Genomic DNA, 14588 nt, shown 5'->3' with positions numbered 1-14588 from the left:
CGCGGGCTCAGGGCGCCGCGGCTGTGATCTCCAGAACGATATCCATCACGAGCGCGGCAGGGTCAAGGTTGACCGCCCGGCCATGGCGGGCGCGCGCTCCCATTGCATCATGGAGCGTCGCCCATTTCATCGCTGCCTGTTCATCGGGCGAAAGTCGGGCGAGCAGCTCGGCCTCGCCAGGCGCGGCTTCGGGCTGGGGCGGCCCCATCACGCCCGCGCGGGCGGCGCGCGACAGGAAGAGGTCGATCAGGTTCAGCACCAGCTCATAGCGGTTTTCATTGGCCTTGCCGGTGCAGCTTTCGGCCAGCGCCAGTGCGCCCAGCCGGTCGAGCCGGGGCAGGGTGGCCATCAGGCTCACCAGCTTGGCATAGGTCGCCAGCCCGTCCTGATTGATAAGGCGGATCGCGGCCCCCACCGAACCGCCCGACAATGCGGCCAGCGCAAGGTGGTCGATCTCGGGGGGCTCGCCGTCATCCTCGGCGGCAGCGATCGCGGCCTCCATCTGCGCGGGCTCCAGAGTGCCCAGCCGCAATTCGCGGCAACGCGAACGGATCGTTGGCAGCAACCGCGCGGGTTGATGCGCAATCAGCAGAAATGTGACGCGCGCGGGCGGCTCTTCGAGCAGCTTCAATAGCGCATTGGCCGCCTGCACGTTCATCTCGTCGGCGGCGTCGACGATTACCACGCGCCGCCCGCCCTCGGCTGCCGAGAGATGCAGGAAGGATTTCAGCTTGCGCACTTCATCGACGCGGATGTCTTGCGAGAGCGCGGATTCAGTGGCGTTGGGGCCGCGCCTGAGCACGAAAATACCCGGTTCGGACCCTGCATGGATCCGGCTGAGGGCAGGGTGGTTCGGGTCGGGCTCAAGGCTCGCGGGCTTTTCCGGCTCCCCGAAGAGGCCCGGTCCGTCATCCCCGGGCTGGGTCAGCAGAAAGCGCGTGATCCGCCACGCCAGCGTGGCCTTGCCCACGCCGCGCGGGCCGGTCAGCAGCCAGCCGTGATGCAGTCGCCCCATGTTGAACGCGTCGAGAAAATCCTCTTCGGCCCGCGTCTGACCGACCAGCCGCGCCGTGTCGCGCGGATGGCGCGCTCCGGGGGCTAGGGTCGGATCGGGAAGGTCGGCGAGGCTCATGGCGGCACTCTAGTTGCGGGCGCGGGCGGTTTCCAGCGTGGTTTTGGCAGTTGGAAGGCAATTCGGCACGGGCGCGCGGCCGTCAACTTTTCAGTTCGAGCTGCACGACACCCAGCACGTCGGCGGCAATCGCATTCGGCTCCCGCGCGCCATCGATGACGCGGAACCGGCCCGCGAATTCCTTGGCGAGCGACAGGAACCCCGCGCGCATCTTTTCCTGCAAACCGACGCCGAAATCCTCGAACCGTTCCTCGGTGCCTTGCCGACCCTTGGCGCGCGAAAGGCCCACTGAAGGGTCGATGTCGATCAGCACCGTCAGGTCCGGCTCGCGCCCGATCATCAGTGTGTGCAACTGATCCACCACGGCGCGCAGATCGCCGCGCGATAGGCCCTGATACATTCGCGTCGAATCCGCGAAGCGGTCGCAGATCACCACCTTGCCAGCGGCAAGCGAGGGCTCGATCACGCGCTCCAGATGGTCGCGCCGTGCGGCGGTGAACAGCAGGATCTCCGTCTCCGCCGACCAGCGGTCGGGGTCGCCTTCAAGCACGAGCCTGCGGATTTCCTCGGCGCCCGGAGAGCCGCCCGGCTCGCGGGTCAGGACCACCTCGTGGCCCTCATCACGCAACGCCTCTGCCAGCATCCGCGCCTGCGTGGATTTACCTGACCCGTCGATACCTTCGAAGCTGATGAACATGTGGGACTTAGCTGTTGACGCGTTCCATCGCCGCGTCGAAGGCCTTGCCCGAGAGCCGCGCCAGCGCCGCTTTCACGCGCACCACGAAGCCGCCTTTCTTCACGTCTTCGGTGGCGATCAGCGGCACCTCGGTCGGCGCGTCGAGCCCGGGCACGGTGATCACGAGCTTGCCGATCTGCTGGCCTTGCTTGACGGGGGCTGCGATCGGGGCGTCGAAAACCGCCTCTGCCGTCACCTTGTCCTTGGCGCCTGCGGGTATCAGGAGCGAGAGATCCTTCTCCGGCGCAAGGCCCACGGTGGTCTTGTTGCCAAGCCAAACCGGCGCTTCGGCGAGCTTTGTGCCCGCCTTCGCCACATCCTTCATCACGAATTGCCGAAACGCCCAGTTCGCGACGGCCTCACCTTCCTGACGGCGCGCCTGCTCGGACGGCATCCCCGCGAGCACGAAGACGATGCGCCGATCACCCATCACGGCGGACCCGACGAGGCCATATCCGGCTTCCTCTGTGTGGCCGGTCTTCATCCCGTCCGCCTTCCAGTCGGCTGCCTTGATCTCGAGCAGCGGATTGCGGTTCTCGGCATTGGCCGGGGCACGATCCTTGTAATTGAAATGGGTCTCGCTGAAGAAGTGATAGTATTGCGGGAAATGGGTGATGATCCGGCTCGCGATGACGCCCAGATCATGCACCGACATGCGCTGACCGGGATCGGGCCAGCCGCTCGCATTGGCAAACATCGAGTCATTCATCCCGAGCTGATGCGCACGCTCGGTCATCAGTTCCGCGAAGGCGGATTCGGACCCCGCGAGCCCTTCGGCCACCGTCACGCAGGCATCGTTGCCCGAATTGATGATGATGCCCTGGATCAGGTCGCGCACCGCCGGACGGTCGGTGGTGTTGAGAAACATCGTCGAACCACCCATCGATTGCGCATGGGCGGAGACCGGGAAGGTCGTGTCCATCGTCACGCGCCCATCCTCGAGCGCCTCGAAGAGCATGTTGAGCGTCATCAGCTTCGACATCGAGGCGGGTGGGATCGGAATATCCGCGTTCTTGGCCAGAAGCACCGTCTGGGTCGTCAGGTCGTAGACCCAGGCGGCCCGTGCCTTGGTATCGAAGGCGAGGGCGGGCAGCGCGGTCAGGCTCGCGATGAGCGTTGCGGCGATCAGTCGGAAGAAGGTCATGTCTTTCGCACCGGTCCTATTTCGAAACGGGATAGGCGTCGGGATAGCCGAGCCCGTGAATTGTTGTCTCAAGCGACTTGAGGTCGGCTTTCGTGGGTGCCGGTCCCGCGATCACGCGCCAGAAGGTCTTGTCGTGGCTCGTTTCCTTGGTGATCTGGGCGATCACACCGGCCTTGGACATCTGGTCCACGGCCCGCTTTGCATTGGCCTCGACCGAGAAGATCCCGATCTGGATATACATGTTGCCCGCAGGGGCCTTCGGCTTGGCAGGTTGGGCGCTGGCGACCGGTGGCGCGGGGGCGGGCGCCGGGCTGGGCGCGGCACCGATCGCGGGCTTGGCAGGCGTGGGCGCCTTGACCGGTGCAGCCGGTTTCGCGAGGTCCGCCGCAGCGGTGGCCTTGGCGGCTTTCTCGGTCGCTTTGCCCGTCTTGTCGGCCTCTGCCTTGGCGATGCCTGCCGAGGCGGCCGCTTTCACCTCGTCGAGCGATTTCTGCTCGACCGTCTCGGGCTTGGCGATCACCGGCTTGTCGACGAGCGGCTTGGGCTGTTCGACCGGGACCGTCTCGCGACGCAGCGCCACGACCGAAAGCTCGGTCGGCGCGCCTGCGAGCATGCCAAGCGCATCGGCTGCGTCCGAGCTCACCTGCAGCTTCGGCCCCGGATTATCGGTCTCACGCTTGAAGAGCGCGCCGATGACGAACTTGCCATTGGCGGTGTTGCGGATGATGACCCGCTCGGGGTCCTTCACGGTGGGATGCGCGACCCAGACGCCGCCGAGCGAGGGGCGCCCGTCCCACAGGCCCTTCTCGTCGGTCGAGAAGACCTGCGGAGCCTCGATGTCGCGTTCGACCATCTTCTGTTCGGTCTGAGGGGCGACCTCGCCAGCGGACGTCGCTGCCTCACCATCGGGTTTTGCCTTGAGGAACCCGAGACCGCCGCCGCTTTCCTGACACCCGGCGAGTGCGAAGCCCGCCCCCAGCATCAGCGCGAGCCCGGCGATGCGCTTGCCCGTCTTCCCATCCTGCCCCGTCATTTCCGTGCCCCCTCTTCGCGCGGTTGTCCCGCCTCTTGATGCCCGCCTGACCCGCCTCCGCGGGTCTCTCATGCGCCTGCTTGCGCGCAACCTCGCGCGATCCTAGCGATTTGCACAGCCCATGAAAAGCAGGCCCGAGCCCCACGCGCGGAAATCGGCGCGAAACACTTTCAGAATCGCGTGAAGCGGTCTAATCGGGGCGCGTCGGAGGAGTGGCAGAGTGGTTTAATGCACCGGTCTTGAAAACCGACGTAGGTGAAAGCCTACCGTGGGTTCGAATCCCACCTCCTCCGCCACAAAACCTTACGAGGCTTTGGCAAATTGCCAAGCAAAAACAAGACGTTAGGTTGCCGCGCCCCGCGCGCGATCCGTCGTTTTGGCTTGTTTTGCAACACATTTCGCCGCACAATCCGCACACACCACTAGCGGGGAGACGGCCATGACCATCATGAAGCGGGGCAGCACTTACCACCTGCGCAAGCGCGTGCCGCGCCGCTATGAGGGCGTGGAAGAGCGCAAGAGCATCTGGGTCAGCCTGCACACGGACTCCCTTACCGTCGCCCAACAGAAAGCCCCTATCGCGTGGCAGCACATTGTTGAGGGCTGGGAAGCCCGGCTTGCCGGTGACACAAGCGACGCGGAAAAGCGTTTCGAGGCAGCCAAGAATCTCGCCGCCGTCCGGGGCTTCCGCTATCTGCCCGTGGCGCGCGTGGCCGAGCTGCCCCGCAAAGAGCTGGTGCAGCGCATGGAAGGCGTGATCCGCAAAGACGGCGAACCGGACATGCGCGAAGCGGCTGCCCTTCTGGGCGGCGTGAGCGAACCACCGATCACGGTGACTCGGGCTCTTGAACTCTACTGGGGCTTGGTCGCGGACAAGACGCTTGGCAAGAGCCCGGACCAGCTCCGCCGTTGGGAAAACCCACGCAAGAAAGCCGTGAAGAACTTCGTGGACGTGGTAGGCGACAAGGCCATTGGCGAGATTACCGGCGACGATATGCTGGAATTTCGCGACTGGTGGTTTGACCGGATGCGTGACCAAGGACTCACGCCCAACTCTGGCAACAAAGACCTTATCCACCTTGGCGACGTGCTGAAGACCGTGAACCGCATGAAGCGGCTCGGGCTGGTGCTGCCCCTCTCCGATCTCAGCTTCAAGGAAGGCGAGGCACAGCAGCGCCCGCCCTTCTCCGAAAGCTGGATACGCGAAAAGCTCTTGGCCGTCGGGGCGCTGGACGGGCTCAACAAGGAAGCCCGCTGCATCCTTCTGGCAATGGTCAACACCGGGGCGCGGCCGAGCGAGCTGGCGGCCCTCACAAGCGATCAGATACGGCTTGGCGCGGCCACGCCGCACATTTCGATTGAGCCCGTTGGACGCCAGCTCAAGACGCGCAACGCGCGCCGCGTCATCCCCCTGACAGGCGTGAGCCTGAAGGCAATGGCGCAATGCCCCGACGGCTTCCCCAAGTATCGCACCAGCTCCGCCAGCCTCTCGGCCACGGTCAACAAGTATCTCCGGGCCAACAGGCTCTTGGAGACGCCCGGACATTCTCTTTACGGGTTGAGGCATAGCTTTGAAGACCGGATGTTGGCGGCGGGGATTGATGAACGGATCAGGCGCGACCTTTTCGGCCACGCCCTTGACCGTGAACGGTATGGCAAGGGGGCGTCCCTTGCAGACTTGCAGAGGTTGATTCAGCGCGTCGCGCTTTGAATGAGGGCGCGTGCCCGTGCCACCACGTCATTGGCGGCGATAGCTTCCAGCTCGGCAATGTCGGACTCTATGCGCTCGAAGATCGGGACATAGACAGGATCGGCCACCACCAGCTTTGCAGCGACTTCACGAAGCCGCTTCAGTTCTTCCAACTCCATCTGTTGATACCAAGGGCAAGCGCATTGCGTGGAGAGTAGACGCGCCGCACATGGCTGGCGGGATGGTCAGTCCCGCATTGAAAGGCCGAGCGGTCCCATCACCCGGCCCTTTGCTTAGAACGTGCCGTTGAGGCGGACGCGGACGGACCCGGACGGGTTGCCCGCTGCCGAGACGGCCACGCCGATCTTGGTGTTGCCGCTGGCGGTGCTGGTCACAGCCCCGTCGGACGTGCGGAAATAGACCGCATCGCCCACGGCCAGTTCGTCGGTGGAGACTTTTGGCATCTCGAAGACGCCTTCCGTCACCAACACCAGCGGATCGCCAATGGCAGCGTCGCCCGACGCGATGCCGAAGAGATTGCCGAGTTTGACGCCATCGCCAGAGCTGGCGGCGGCCACGGCGGTCACGGTGAGGTTTTCACCGGGTTGCACAAAGTTGCGCATTTCAGGTTCCTTTCGAGGTTCGGAAATGAAGGGTGGCCGGCGTCCGACGCCCGGCCAGCTCGGCAATTTGCCGGTCCAGCGACGCCAGAGCGGCGGCCATCTGGGCGTCGGACTTGTATTCGACTTCCTCGCCATTTTGGTCGCGGAAGCGCCGCACGCCGCCCGCGCGCGCCGTCAGAAGCGCGTCACGGGCTTGCGTGAGTTGGTCGAGCGTCAGGGCCATTACGAAGTCGCCACGCGCTGCGCGCCGCGCCAGTCGAGCCAGCCCGCGCCGAAGTCGAGGAAGCCCCGGAAGGATAGCCCCAGCGTGTCCCAGCTTTCGCGGCGCTGGACTTGGACGCCCTCGGCCCCGCTCAGGTAGGCGTAGCGCAGGCAGGCGAGACGGGCCGGGTCCGCGAAGAGATACCACGTGCCCGACGGCAGACGCGGTTCCACCAGCAGCTTCAGCTTGCCCGCGAAGGGGTTCACGTCCGCCGTGGTGCCGGGCTGGATCGCGGCAAGGATTTCCTCGGCCTCGGTTTCCATATCGGCGGGCACCAGCAGGTAGCGCGGCGGCGCGTCGATGATGGTTTTGCCATCGGTGCCTTTGCGCAGGCGCATGGCTTCGCGGTTCTCGGTCAAGGTCGCCTTGGACGGCAGCCCGGCGGTTTCCCCGATGTTGCCCCGACTGACGTCGAAGACGGGCGTGCCGTCGCGCATATCCGGGTTGCCCGTCAGCATCGCCACCATGATCGCCGCTTCCGTCTGGGCAGCCGCCTCGCCAAAGGCGCGGACGGTGTCGCTCAGAAGGTTCAGGTCGTCATTGATGATGAGATTCCGGGTCAGGTCGATGCGCCGCCCGAAGGTCTTGAGGTTGATGGTCTCGCCCTCTTCGGCCCGGCTGGTGGCAGTGAACTCGCCATTCTCGGCCATCTCTTCCAGCTCGCCCATTTCGCCAAGGCGGATTGCCGTGCTGGTCTTGAAGTCCCGGAGCGTCTGCTTGCGGCAAAGCGCCTTCAGGGGGCTTTCAGCGGCCCGGTAAGACGCCATCGCGGTCTTGCCCGTCGCGTCCATGACGGTCAGGGCGAAGTCGCTTGTGCCGTGCGCGGCGGCGCGGTGCAGCACTTCGTCCCGGCTCATGCCGCGCGTGCTGGTGCCCATGCGCTCCACGGCCTCACGGGCCATGTCCATCAGGCTCACGTCCGCATAGGTGCGCGACGCCTCGGGCAGCTCTTCCAACCCGCCCATGCGATAGGCCAGCGCCTCCGCCTGCCGGGTGCGAATGGTGGCCGGGTCTTCGTTCGAGCCATGCACGCGGACCACGGGGGCCGAGCGGCGGGATTGTTGGGCGTCGAAGACGGCAGCCTTGGCGGCGGTCATGTCGGCTTCGTCGTCAATGAGCTGGTCGGCCAGCTCCGGGCCAAGCCCGGCAGCGCGGACAAGCCCCCGGATGTCGCTCCGGCGTTGCGCTTCCGCCTCTTGCGGCGAAAGGGTTTCGATGGTCTCGGGCATGGGTTCCTCTTTCTGCCGTAGACGGGCGGACGGGTCCGCCGGATTAGAGGTCAACGTGACCTCGGTGAGACGCCACCCGGTCGGGCTCTTCACCCGGCCTTGCGGCGTATTCCGTTCGGTCCAGCCCGAGACGCGATAGCCGATACTGACGCCGCTCACGGTGCCGTCCGCAATCCGCTGGACCACAGGGGCCGCGTCTTCGGCGCTGGTAATTTCAAGGACGGCCACCACGGCGTCGCCTTCCACCGCGATGGACCGAACGCGACCAAGCTGGTCGCGGACAGAGGCGGTGCGATGCGAGTCCAGGACGGGCAGCCCGTCAGCGCCCGACAGGTCCAGCGTGTCGGCGGTCAGCACCTCCAGAAACGCCCCCCGGGCATCGCGCCGGGTCACGGGCGACGGCGTGGCGATCACGGCGGACACGGTGCGCGTCTCAGGGTCGTAGCTGTTGGGGCGAGTCTGGGCGGCCCTCGTAAGCAGGTTATCGAGGGGCATTCGAGACTCCACTACTGAAGGACAGGCCAAGCTCGGATTCCCGCGCCCGGTCGTCGGCAATCTCGCGGTCCAGCTCGGCCACGTTCCAGCCGAGTTGCGCGACGGCTTGGCGGCGGCTGGTCAGCCCCATTTCGAGGGCAGCGCGGGCCGCCTCCATGTCCTTTTGAGGGTCCACCTGCATCGGGCGCGGCGGCAGCCATTCGGCTTTGCGCGCGGCGGCAAGGTCGGCCACGTCCAGACGCCCGGCCACGTATTCGTCGGTGACGAAGCGTTGGAAGACCGGATTCAGGAATTGGGGGACAAGCGTGTGGTAAACGTATTGCTCCACCTTGGCCCGGAACGGCAGAAGCCCGGCCCGCAGGCTGGAATAGTTCGCTTGGCTCAGGTCGCCGTCAACAAGGTGCTGGGGCACGCCAAGCCCGGCGGCAATCTGGCCGAGCGTTAGCTTTGCGAAGGCGATGGACTCCTTGGCTTGCTCGGGCGCGGCGAACTTGATGTCAGTGCCGCCCGGCAGGACGCGCACCACGCCGGGTTCAAGGGAAATGTCGCCGCCATCAGCTTCGGGGAAGGCTTCACCAGCGCCGCCCATGTTCGTGGTGTCGGTGACGAAGCCCGCGAACATGGAAGAGATTTTTAGCCCGACAAGCATGGCATCAAGGGCTTGGTCCAGCTCATTGACGGTCAGCAGGATCGGGGCGAGCTGGGAAATGCCGCGCACTTGGCCCGGGCCGAGCTGGCGGAAAATGTGGATCACGTCTTCAGCCGGAACGCGGATGGACTCCTGCGCGGTCGGGAAAAGATCGGTCGGGCGTTCCGGGCGGAAGTGATAGGCGCGGCGCGTGCCATTAGCGGCGAACTCCACGCCCGCCACCACATAGCCGCCGTCACCCAAGTCGCGGGTGTCGGACTCGTCCAGAGCCTCGGCAGGGTATTGCCGCCAGACGGTGCGCCCGTCGCGGTTCTCGGCCACGAAGAGGGCTTCCCCGTCCACGATCTCGGCCAGCACGGCGGCGGCGGTCATGCCCCGGAAGTCGGTGCGGCCTTCGGCGTCCAGATCGGCGTCGGGAAACGCCTTGTCGATAAGCGCGGCCAGATCCTTGTCAGGATAGGCCGAATTGGCTTCAATGCCCGCCCCCACGGCCTCGGCCACAATCGCGTCCACGGCGTTGCGGATATAGCCGTTGTTGGCATAGGCGTGCCGAGCCCGGGCGCGCACCGGAATGGCGGCGGCCAGCGTCTCGGTGCCATGCGAGCCGAAGTGCCGCCCGAAGCCCGCGCCGCGACGGCCACCGGCAGCCGCTTCGAAGGATCGGACGGCAACCGGGGCCGCGTCGCGTTTGAAGGGATTGAGGCGGGACAGCAGGGACATGGCTTAGTGCGCCTTCCCCATGCGGTCGATACGTGCCGCCAGCTCCGGGAAGAGCGGCGTGACCGGCACCAGAAGGTCGGCCATCGGCTCCACGTCGGGCGCTCGACCGTAATACTCACCGTCGCCAAGCGACAGATAAGCCCCACAATTGACCGCGCCCCGCTTCTCCGCCCAGCGAAGATGCAAAGACACATGAAAATCGGGGGCAGCTTCGTATTCTTCCCACAGCCGAAGCGCCGGGGATTCCGCGGGCGGGTGCGGGAGGTCGGGCCCCACTTCGGCGCGGGCGGGGTTGCGGCTGTCCGTCTTCCACGCCTGAAGACGTGTGGCGGCGGCTTGCATGGCCGCTTTCGACAGGCCGCCAAGGTCCACCATGCGGGACAGGACAGCGGCAGTAAGGGCATCGCCAATCGAGAAAAGTAGCGTGCCCCTGCCATCGCTATCGGAGCGTTGGCGGGTGACGATGTAGCCCTTGGCGACAAAATTCTTGATGCGCAGGCGAGCGGAGTCAGGCGACAGGGTCTCGCTTGCGATGAGTTGCCCGAGCTGGGCAGCGGTAAAGGTCTTGGTCACGGAAACCTCCATAGGTTGCCCCGCCACCATACGAGCAGCAATGTTGGAAGTAAAGGATTCGGAAGTTGTCAAATCCGTTTTTTCAGTTTATGAGTCGAGTCGTGGCCCGGATGCGGAGTGCGGGCCGCGAAAAGCCACAGGCGGCCGGGGATTCCTCACTCCGGCCGCCGCCCGCAAAACAGGACAATCAGATGCACTCGCTTTACCAAAGGCGGCTCGGCCTTGCCGGGCTCGCAACCATGAACGGTTCCCAACGCAAAGGCCAAAATAGCGTCGTGCGGTCCGGTCGCCAGCGGCGCAAGGCGTTCGAGAAAGAACAGGACGCCTTGATTGAAGCGGCGTGGAAGCGGTGGGGCGACGTGGAAAACATGCCGCCGGAAGAGCGGGCTAAACTGCACCGACAGATTGACCGGCTGCACCGTGAGTACTGCGGCCGCCAGTGAAGATTCACTATGACGTCACAAAAACGGCGGGTCATTATGCCCGCCGCCTTGCCATTTCTCGATTTCAGTCTACTCGCTCATTCAGCGATGGAAGCGGCGGCAGCATAATTCCAGAGGCGGAACTATGTTGACTAAATTCCGCACGAAAATATGGGTAGGTTGCAAACCGGCCGACTTTCTCAAAGAAGAACCTAACGTAGCCTTCATCAAAGTCAGCCATTCCGTTGTAGGCAACAAGGTACTCAGAGACGAGCTTAAGAACCTTTTTCCGTCCCAGCTTTATTTCCGCATTCCAACGATACTGACCAATCAGTAGACCCGTCTCTTCATCGAAATAGAAGCCGCTCGGCTCTCCAGAAAAGCCATGAACCATGTTCTCAAGGTCTTCAAGCGCTTCAAAAACCTCTGGTTTGACAGAGTAGTCAGAGCTGATGAGCTTGATGTCTCGCAACCGCGCCGAGACAGTGAGTTTGGCATAGATGTCATTGTCGAACTCGGCGGGATCGCCCGCCGAGACGTCTTGCTCAATACTGGTATTTTCAACCATCACGCGGCCAAATCACGCTTGTTGGGTCCGGTCGAATTAGCTGCCTTTTCCTGCCATACCGACGGGGAAAGGCGCGGATTGACATGCAACACAACGGACCTGAACTCTTTAGCTCTTTCTTCGGGCAACGTTCCGCGAATATCCTGCTTTCTGACCAGCTCGAAGTCATCGCCAAGTGCATGAGCAATGCGCGCGATAGTCTTCAACGTCAGGTTGGGACCATTGCTAGAAAAGATTTGCGAAACGCGTGCAGGCGTCATTCCGAGGCGGTCTGCAAGCTCCCTATTGCTCATCCCCTTACGATTCATTGCCTTCTGAAGTGCCACCTGCGTAGAAAACACCAAAGCCTCGATCGCATAGGCTTCTTCTTCGCCCTTTTGCGGCCCCAGCAGCTCTTTATTGATGGCCATCTCTAATCTCCCACATTCTTCGCCACTCTTTTGAGCAACTTTTGGTCAGCTTTATTGTTCTTCTTGAACACGCCCTCCGAGCACATCAGCGCTCTCGGAGGACCTTTTTGGAAGCACCCGTAGATGCGTAGCTGGTAGGACTTCGCTACGTAAACCATCGCCTTCTTGCCCCCAGAGCAAGCAAAACGCCCCTCAGCCTTGAACTGTTCATTGTTCAAGTCCTGCGGGCCATGCTCGCAAAGGTGATCCAAAATTCGCTCCATCCTTGCTTTGTCTTCTGGCGGGGCATTGTTGTATGTTTCCAGCGCTTTAGGCGCGAACCAGATTTCGCAATGAGCACCCCAGAAGACCTTCTTGTATCCGTCAACCAAACTAGTCTGCCCGACTCTTCGTTAAGCTATAGCTAAACACGGCACACACCGTGTCAATACGACTTTAGCTAAATGCTACTCCTCGTCGCACACAGCGCTGTGAAATTTGCAACACCGCCACGCCTCAAGCAAGCCCACTCAGCCACTTTGACCGCACCACCGTAGCGGGTTTCTTTTCCACCGTCACGGCCTCAACCTCTTCGGCGCGGCGGTCCACGCTGGCGTTCACCAGCGCCCGGACGGCCATGGCGTAAATCACGCAGTCCAGCGACTCCGCGCGTCGGCCGGGCGTGCGCTCCCATTGCCGGACGGGGGCACCGCGCCGATAGCGGACCACCAACCGTTCGGACGCCAGCTCCTCATAGAAGCGCCCTTCCAACGTGTCGGAGAAGCGGACAGAGCGGCCGCGGGTCAGCCGGTTGATAAGCTGCCCTTTGAGCCCGTCCACGCCCACGATGAAGAGCCGCGCGCCCCGCGTGTCGCTGGCCTTGATCGCCTGCCGGTCGCCCGATGCCCCCTTTACGGCATAGATGCGGCGGCCCATACGAGGTCGGCAGAAGCCAAGGACTCGGTCCATTGTCACGCCGTCGCCTGCGTCAATCCCCGTGGCGTCCACCCGTAGGAAGCCGCCCTTGGGGTGCTTCCAGATGGTGCGCAGGGCGTCGTCGAGCTCGACCCACACGTCGTCGCCCATCGGGTCGCCATAGATCACGTCTTGCGCCAAGATGAAGACTTCATCCCTGCCCCAGCCCACGACGACCATTTCCAGCCGGTCGCGCTGCACGTCCACGCCACATGTGACAAAGAGCACGTCCCCCGGGATCGCGTCGGGCAGCCCGAAAGGCTCCGCCCGGGCGGCCAGTGCCGCGTCATCAATCTCTTCGGCGGCCTCGCGCCAGCCTTGGCCCATGAGGGTGTTGGTCCAGACTTGCAGCTTGTCGGGGTGCGCCTTCGATTCAAGAAACTCTTGGGCGATCTTGCCCCAAGAGGCGTTCGCCAGCGTGGACACAAGCGCGTTGAGCCGGAAACCGGCGTGGCCCTCCACCTCAGGCCGCGTGACGCGCCAGCGCCCGGCGGCCACCATCGCGGGCTTGTGCCGCTCTTCGGTCACGGCCCCGCAGCTCGGGCAGACATAGGCAGCTTTCAAGGGCTCGCCCTCGGGCCACTGAATGTCCGCCCACGTGATTTCATGGAAGTCGCCACAGCGCGGGCACGGGCACTCATAAACGCGGGAGTCGCTGTTGCCGTAGCTCCGCAGCACGTTGGACGTGGCCTCAAGCGTCGGGGTGCTGCCAAGCACGATCTTGCGATTGGGGAAGCTCAGGGTGCGGCGCTCGGCCAGCGTGAGGGGCGAGCCCTCGGCCCCCGGCTCCATCGCGTCGGCTTCGTCGATCAGCAGGACGCGGACATTGTGGCGGCGCAGGTTGCGGGGGCTCTTGGCGGCCACCACCTTGAGGCTGCCACCGGGGAAGCGCCGGGACAGCAGCGTGTTGCGCCCGGCTTCGTCGGTCTCGGCAGACATGAGCCCCTTCAGCTCGGGCGTGGCCGAGAAGATCGGTTCCAGATCGCTCACCACGTAGTCGCGGGCGTCCGCCTCGGTCGGCTGCAAGACCATGATCGGCGCGGGTTCATTGGCGATGTAGGCGGCCACGGTGCCCGAAAGCAGCGTGGTCAGTCCGACGCGCACCGGCTTCACCACGGTCACGCGCTCAATGAGCGGGTCGGAAATGGCTTCCGCGATGCCCCGTTGATACGGCCAGAGCGTTACACGCCCGGGGGTGGCCGAGACGCCTTCAGGCAGCCGCATGGTGCCTTCGATCCAATCGGGCAGGCTCAGGCGCGGCGGCGGCTTCAGCGCGGCCATAGCGTTGCGGCGGGTGCGGGTCAGGGTGTCAGTCATGTTCGGCCAGCTCCATCAGCACGTCGCGGACTTCGGCGTCCAGCGCGGCAAGGTCATGCGGGGTCAGGTGGCCGAGCTTGCCAGCGGCCCGGCTCGGCAGAGCGAGGAAGGCGGCGCGCACGTCCCGCAAGACGCCAGCCCATTCACGTTCCACCTCGGCGGCGGCGATCAGCTCGCCACGGGCTCGGGCGTTCTGGAAGGCGAGCTTGTCCGCGTTCTCTTTCGCCAACCGGAGCTTTTCGGCGGCCAGCTCGGCGTCGGCACGGCGGCCAGTGGCCCCGGCGCGGGCGTGGTCGCAATAGGCTTTGACGGCGGCCCGGAGCGGAAACCGCTTGTCCGCGTTCCGGGGGATCACGCCTTCCCGGGCGAGGGCCGAGACGCGGTTAGCGGTCAGGCCGAGCCATTCCGCCAGCTCGCCAGCGGTCACGCCTTCGGGCTCCGGGCCACCCACCAGCGCGTCGATTTCTGCCATTTCAGTCTTGGGGATCATGCGGGCCTCTCGGGAAAGTTGGGAACGGCGGGAACGGCGGTAAATTCGGGAAAAACCGGGTTTCCCATTTGAAATTTCCTGTGCAGCCTGCGGCTTTGGGACTCTCCGCCACCCCCGACGCGCCCAGAGGGGGAAGGACCC

17 protein-coding genes and 1 tRNA gene are annotated in these 14588 nt (G+C 64.5%); 3 read left to right on the top strand and 15 right to left on the bottom strand.

Translation table 11 applies throughout. The features are described 5' to 3' along the window. Nucleotides 1-7: 7 nt before the first annotated feature. From BMI90_RS12730 to BMI90_RS12715, 4 genes are all read right to left on the bottom strand, one after another. Nucleotides 8-1132, bottom strand: coding sequence for a DNA polymerase III subunit delta' (locus BMI90_RS12730; RefSeq protein ID WP_078529866.1), 1125 nt, complete (start codon nucleotides 1130-1132; stop codon nucleotides 8-10). Between the two features lie 82 nt (nucleotides 1133-1214). Then, nucleotides 1215-1829 carry a dTMP kinase gene (tmk, locus tag BMI90_RS12725; protein ID WP_078529865.1) on the bottom strand — a complete coding sequence of 205 codons (615 nt, stop codon included), beginning with the start codon at nucleotides 1827-1829 and terminating at the stop codon, nucleotides 1215-1217. Between the two features lie 7 nt (nucleotides 1830-1836). After that, nucleotides 1837-3012 carry a D-alanyl-D-alanine carboxypeptidase family protein gene (locus BMI90_RS12720; protein WP_078529864.1) on the bottom strand — a complete coding sequence of 392 codons (1176 nt, stop codon included), beginning with the start codon at nucleotides 3010-3012 and terminating at the stop codon, nucleotides 1837-1839. Between the two features lie 16 nt (nucleotides 3013-3028). After that, entirely contained in the window at nucleotides 3029-4045 is a 1017-nt protein-coding gene (locus BMI90_RS12715) for an SPOR domain-containing protein (RefSeq protein WP_078529863.1), read from the bottom strand. 206 nt (nucleotides 4046-4251) lie between these two features. Here BMI90_RS12715 and BMI90_RS12710 point away from each other — a divergent pair. Both BMI90_RS12710 and BMI90_RS12705 read left to right on the top strand, forming a co-directional pair. Next, a tRNA-Ser gene (locus tag BMI90_RS12710) sits at nucleotides 4252-4341 on the top strand. 143 nt (nucleotides 4342-4484) lie between these two features. Beyond that, nucleotides 4485-5756, top strand: coding sequence for a tyrosine-type recombinase/integrase (locus tag BMI90_RS12705; protein WP_078529862.1), 1272 nt, complete (start codon nucleotides 4485-4487; stop codon nucleotides 5754-5756). Here BMI90_RS12705 and BMI90_RS18755 read toward each other — a convergent pair. From BMI90_RS18755 to BMI90_RS12680, 6 genes are all read right to left on the bottom strand, one after another. Continuing rightward, the gene (locus tag BMI90_RS18755) at nucleotides 5738-5908 is read right to left on the bottom strand and encodes a hypothetical protein (RefSeq protein ID WP_168172773.1); all 171 of its coding nucleotides are present in this window, start codon (nucleotides 5906-5908) and stop codon (nucleotides 5738-5740) included. The genes BMI90_RS12705 and BMI90_RS18755 overlap by 19 nt on opposite strands. Nucleotides 5909-6028: 120 nt before the next feature. Then, nucleotides 6029-6358: a DUF2190 family protein gene (locus tag BMI90_RS12700; RefSeq protein ID WP_078529861.1), complete on the bottom strand. Its 330-nt coding sequence runs from the start codon at nucleotides 6356-6358 to the stop codon at nucleotides 6029-6031. Between the two features lies 1 nt (nucleotide 6359). Continuing rightward, nucleotides 6360-6581: a hypothetical protein gene (locus BMI90_RS12695; protein ID WP_078529860.1), complete on the bottom strand. Its 222-nt coding sequence runs from the start codon at nucleotides 6579-6581 to the stop codon at nucleotides 6360-6362. Next, nucleotides 6581-8344: a prohead protease/major capsid protein fusion protein gene (locus tag BMI90_RS12690; protein WP_078529859.1), complete on the bottom strand. Its 1764-nt coding sequence runs from the start codon at nucleotides 8342-8344 to the stop codon at nucleotides 6581-6583. Before BMI90_RS12690 ends, BMI90_RS12695 begins: the two co-directional genes overlap by 1 nt. Then, on the bottom strand, nucleotides 8331-9713 hold the full coding sequence (locus tag BMI90_RS12685) for a phage portal protein (protein WP_078529858.1): 1383 nt from the start codon (nucleotides 9711-9713) through the stop codon (nucleotides 8331-8333). Before BMI90_RS12685 ends, BMI90_RS12690 begins: the two co-directional genes overlap by 14 nt. Nucleotides 9714-9716: 3 nt before the next feature. Continuing rightward, entirely contained in the window at nucleotides 9717-10286 is a 570-nt protein-coding gene (locus BMI90_RS12680) for a hypothetical protein (protein ID WP_146671284.1), read from the bottom strand. Between the two features lie 191 nt (nucleotides 10287-10477). On the opposite strand from BMI90_RS12680, the gene BMI90_RS12675 reads away from it, so the two are divergent. Continuing rightward, nucleotides 10478-10729, top strand: coding sequence for a hypothetical protein (locus tag BMI90_RS12675; protein WP_078529856.1), 252 nt, complete (start codon nucleotides 10478-10480; stop codon nucleotides 10727-10729). Nucleotides 10730-10793: 64 nt separating this feature from the next. On the opposite strand, the gene BMI90_RS12670 is transcribed toward BMI90_RS12675, so the two are convergent. The 5 genes from BMI90_RS12670 to BMI90_RS12650 form a co-directional block, all read right to left on the bottom strand. After that, the gene (locus tag BMI90_RS12670) at nucleotides 10794-11276 is read right to left on the bottom strand and encodes a hypothetical protein (protein WP_078529855.1); all 483 of its coding nucleotides are present in this window, start codon (nucleotides 11274-11276) and stop codon (nucleotides 10794-10796) included. Next, complete coding sequence (locus BMI90_RS12665) at nucleotides 11276-11686, bottom strand: helix-turn-helix transcriptional regulator (RefSeq protein WP_078529854.1); 411 nt, start codon at nucleotides 11684-11686, stop codon at nucleotides 11276-11278. The genes BMI90_RS12670 and BMI90_RS12665 overlap by 1 nt, the downstream gene beginning before the upstream one ends. A 2-nt stretch (nucleotides 11687-11688) precedes the next feature. Continuing rightward, on the bottom strand, nucleotides 11689-12057 hold the full coding sequence (locus BMI90_RS12660; protein WP_146671283.1) for a hypothetical protein: 369 nt from the start codon (nucleotides 12055-12057) through the stop codon (nucleotides 11689-11691). Between the two features lie 124 nt (nucleotides 12058-12181). Next, nucleotides 12182-13957 carry a phage terminase large subunit family protein gene (locus BMI90_RS12655; RefSeq protein ID WP_078529852.1) on the bottom strand — a complete coding sequence of 592 codons (1776 nt, stop codon included), beginning with the start codon at nucleotides 13955-13957 and terminating at the stop codon, nucleotides 12182-12184. Beyond that, complete coding sequence (locus BMI90_RS12650; RefSeq protein ID WP_078529851.1) at nucleotides 13950-14447, bottom strand: hypothetical protein; 498 nt, start codon at nucleotides 14445-14447, stop codon at nucleotides 13950-13952. The genes BMI90_RS12655 and BMI90_RS12650 overlap by 8 nt, the downstream gene beginning before the upstream one ends. Between the last annotated feature and the right edge of the window lie 141 nt (nucleotides 14448-14588).

Source organism: Thioclava sp. L04-15, from assembly GCF_002020275.1.
Lineage (GTDB): Bacteria > Pseudomonadota > Alphaproteobacteria > Rhodobacterales > Rhodobacteraceae > Thioclava > Thioclava marina.
The sequence above is the reverse complement of the archived record's forward strand: the minus strand, read 5'-3'. Positions and strand labels throughout refer to the sequence as shown.

Bases quoted from the DNA above. Each gene is read 5' to 3' on its own strand.
- BMI90_RS12695 (WP_078529860.1), bottom strand. From the start codon at position 6,581: ATGGCCCTGACGCTCGACCAACTCACGCAAGCCCGTGACGCGCTTCTG.
- BMI90_RS12720 (WP_078529864.1), bottom strand. From the start codon at position 3,012: ATGACCTTCTTCCGACTGATCGCCGCAACGCTCATCGCGAGCCTGACC.
- BMI90_RS12685 (WP_078529858.1), bottom strand. From the start codon at position 9,713: ATGTCCCTGCTGTCCCGCCTCAATCCCTTCAAACGCGACGCGGCCCCG.
- BMI90_RS12700 (WP_078529861.1), bottom strand. From the start codon at position 6,358: ATGCGCAACTTTGTGCAACCCGGTGAAAACCTCACCGTGACCGCCGTG.
- BMI90_RS12675 (WP_078529856.1), top strand. From the start codon at position 10,478: ATGCACTCGCTTTACCAAAGGCGGCTCGGCCTTGCCGGGCTCGCAACC.
- BMI90_RS12670 (WP_078529855.1), bottom strand. From the start codon at position 11,276: ATGGTTGAAAATACCAGTATTGAGCAAGACGTCTCGGCGGGCGATCCC.
- BMI90_RS12655 (WP_078529852.1), bottom strand. From the start codon at position 13,957: ATGACTGACACCCTGACCCGCACCCGCCGCAACGCTATGGCCGCGCTG.
- tmk (WP_078529865.1), bottom strand. From the start codon at position 1,829: ATGTTCATCAGCTTCGAAGGTATCGACGGGTCAGGTAAATCCACGCAG.
- BMI90_RS12705 (WP_078529862.1), top strand. From the start codon at position 4,485: ATGACCATCATGAAGCGGGGCAGCACTTACCACCTGCGCAAGCGCGTG.
- BMI90_RS12650 (WP_078529851.1), bottom strand. From the start codon at position 14,447: ATGATCCCCAAGACTGAAATGGCAGAAATCGACGCGCTGGTGGGTGGC.
- BMI90_RS12665 (WP_078529854.1), bottom strand. From the start codon at position 11,686: ATGGCCATCAATAAAGAGCTGCTGGGGCCGCAAAAGGGCGAAGAAGAA.
- BMI90_RS12730 (WP_078529866.1), bottom strand. From the start codon at position 1,132: ATGAGCCTCGCCGACCTTCCCGATCCGACCCTAGCCCCCGGAGCGCGC.
- BMI90_RS12715 (WP_078529863.1), bottom strand. From the start codon at position 4,045: ATGACGGGGCAGGATGGGAAGACGGGCAAGCGCATCGCCGGGCTCGCG.
- BMI90_RS12690 (WP_078529859.1), bottom strand. From the start codon at position 8,344: ATGCCCCTCGATAACCTGCTTACGAGGGCCGCCCAGACTCGCCCCAAC.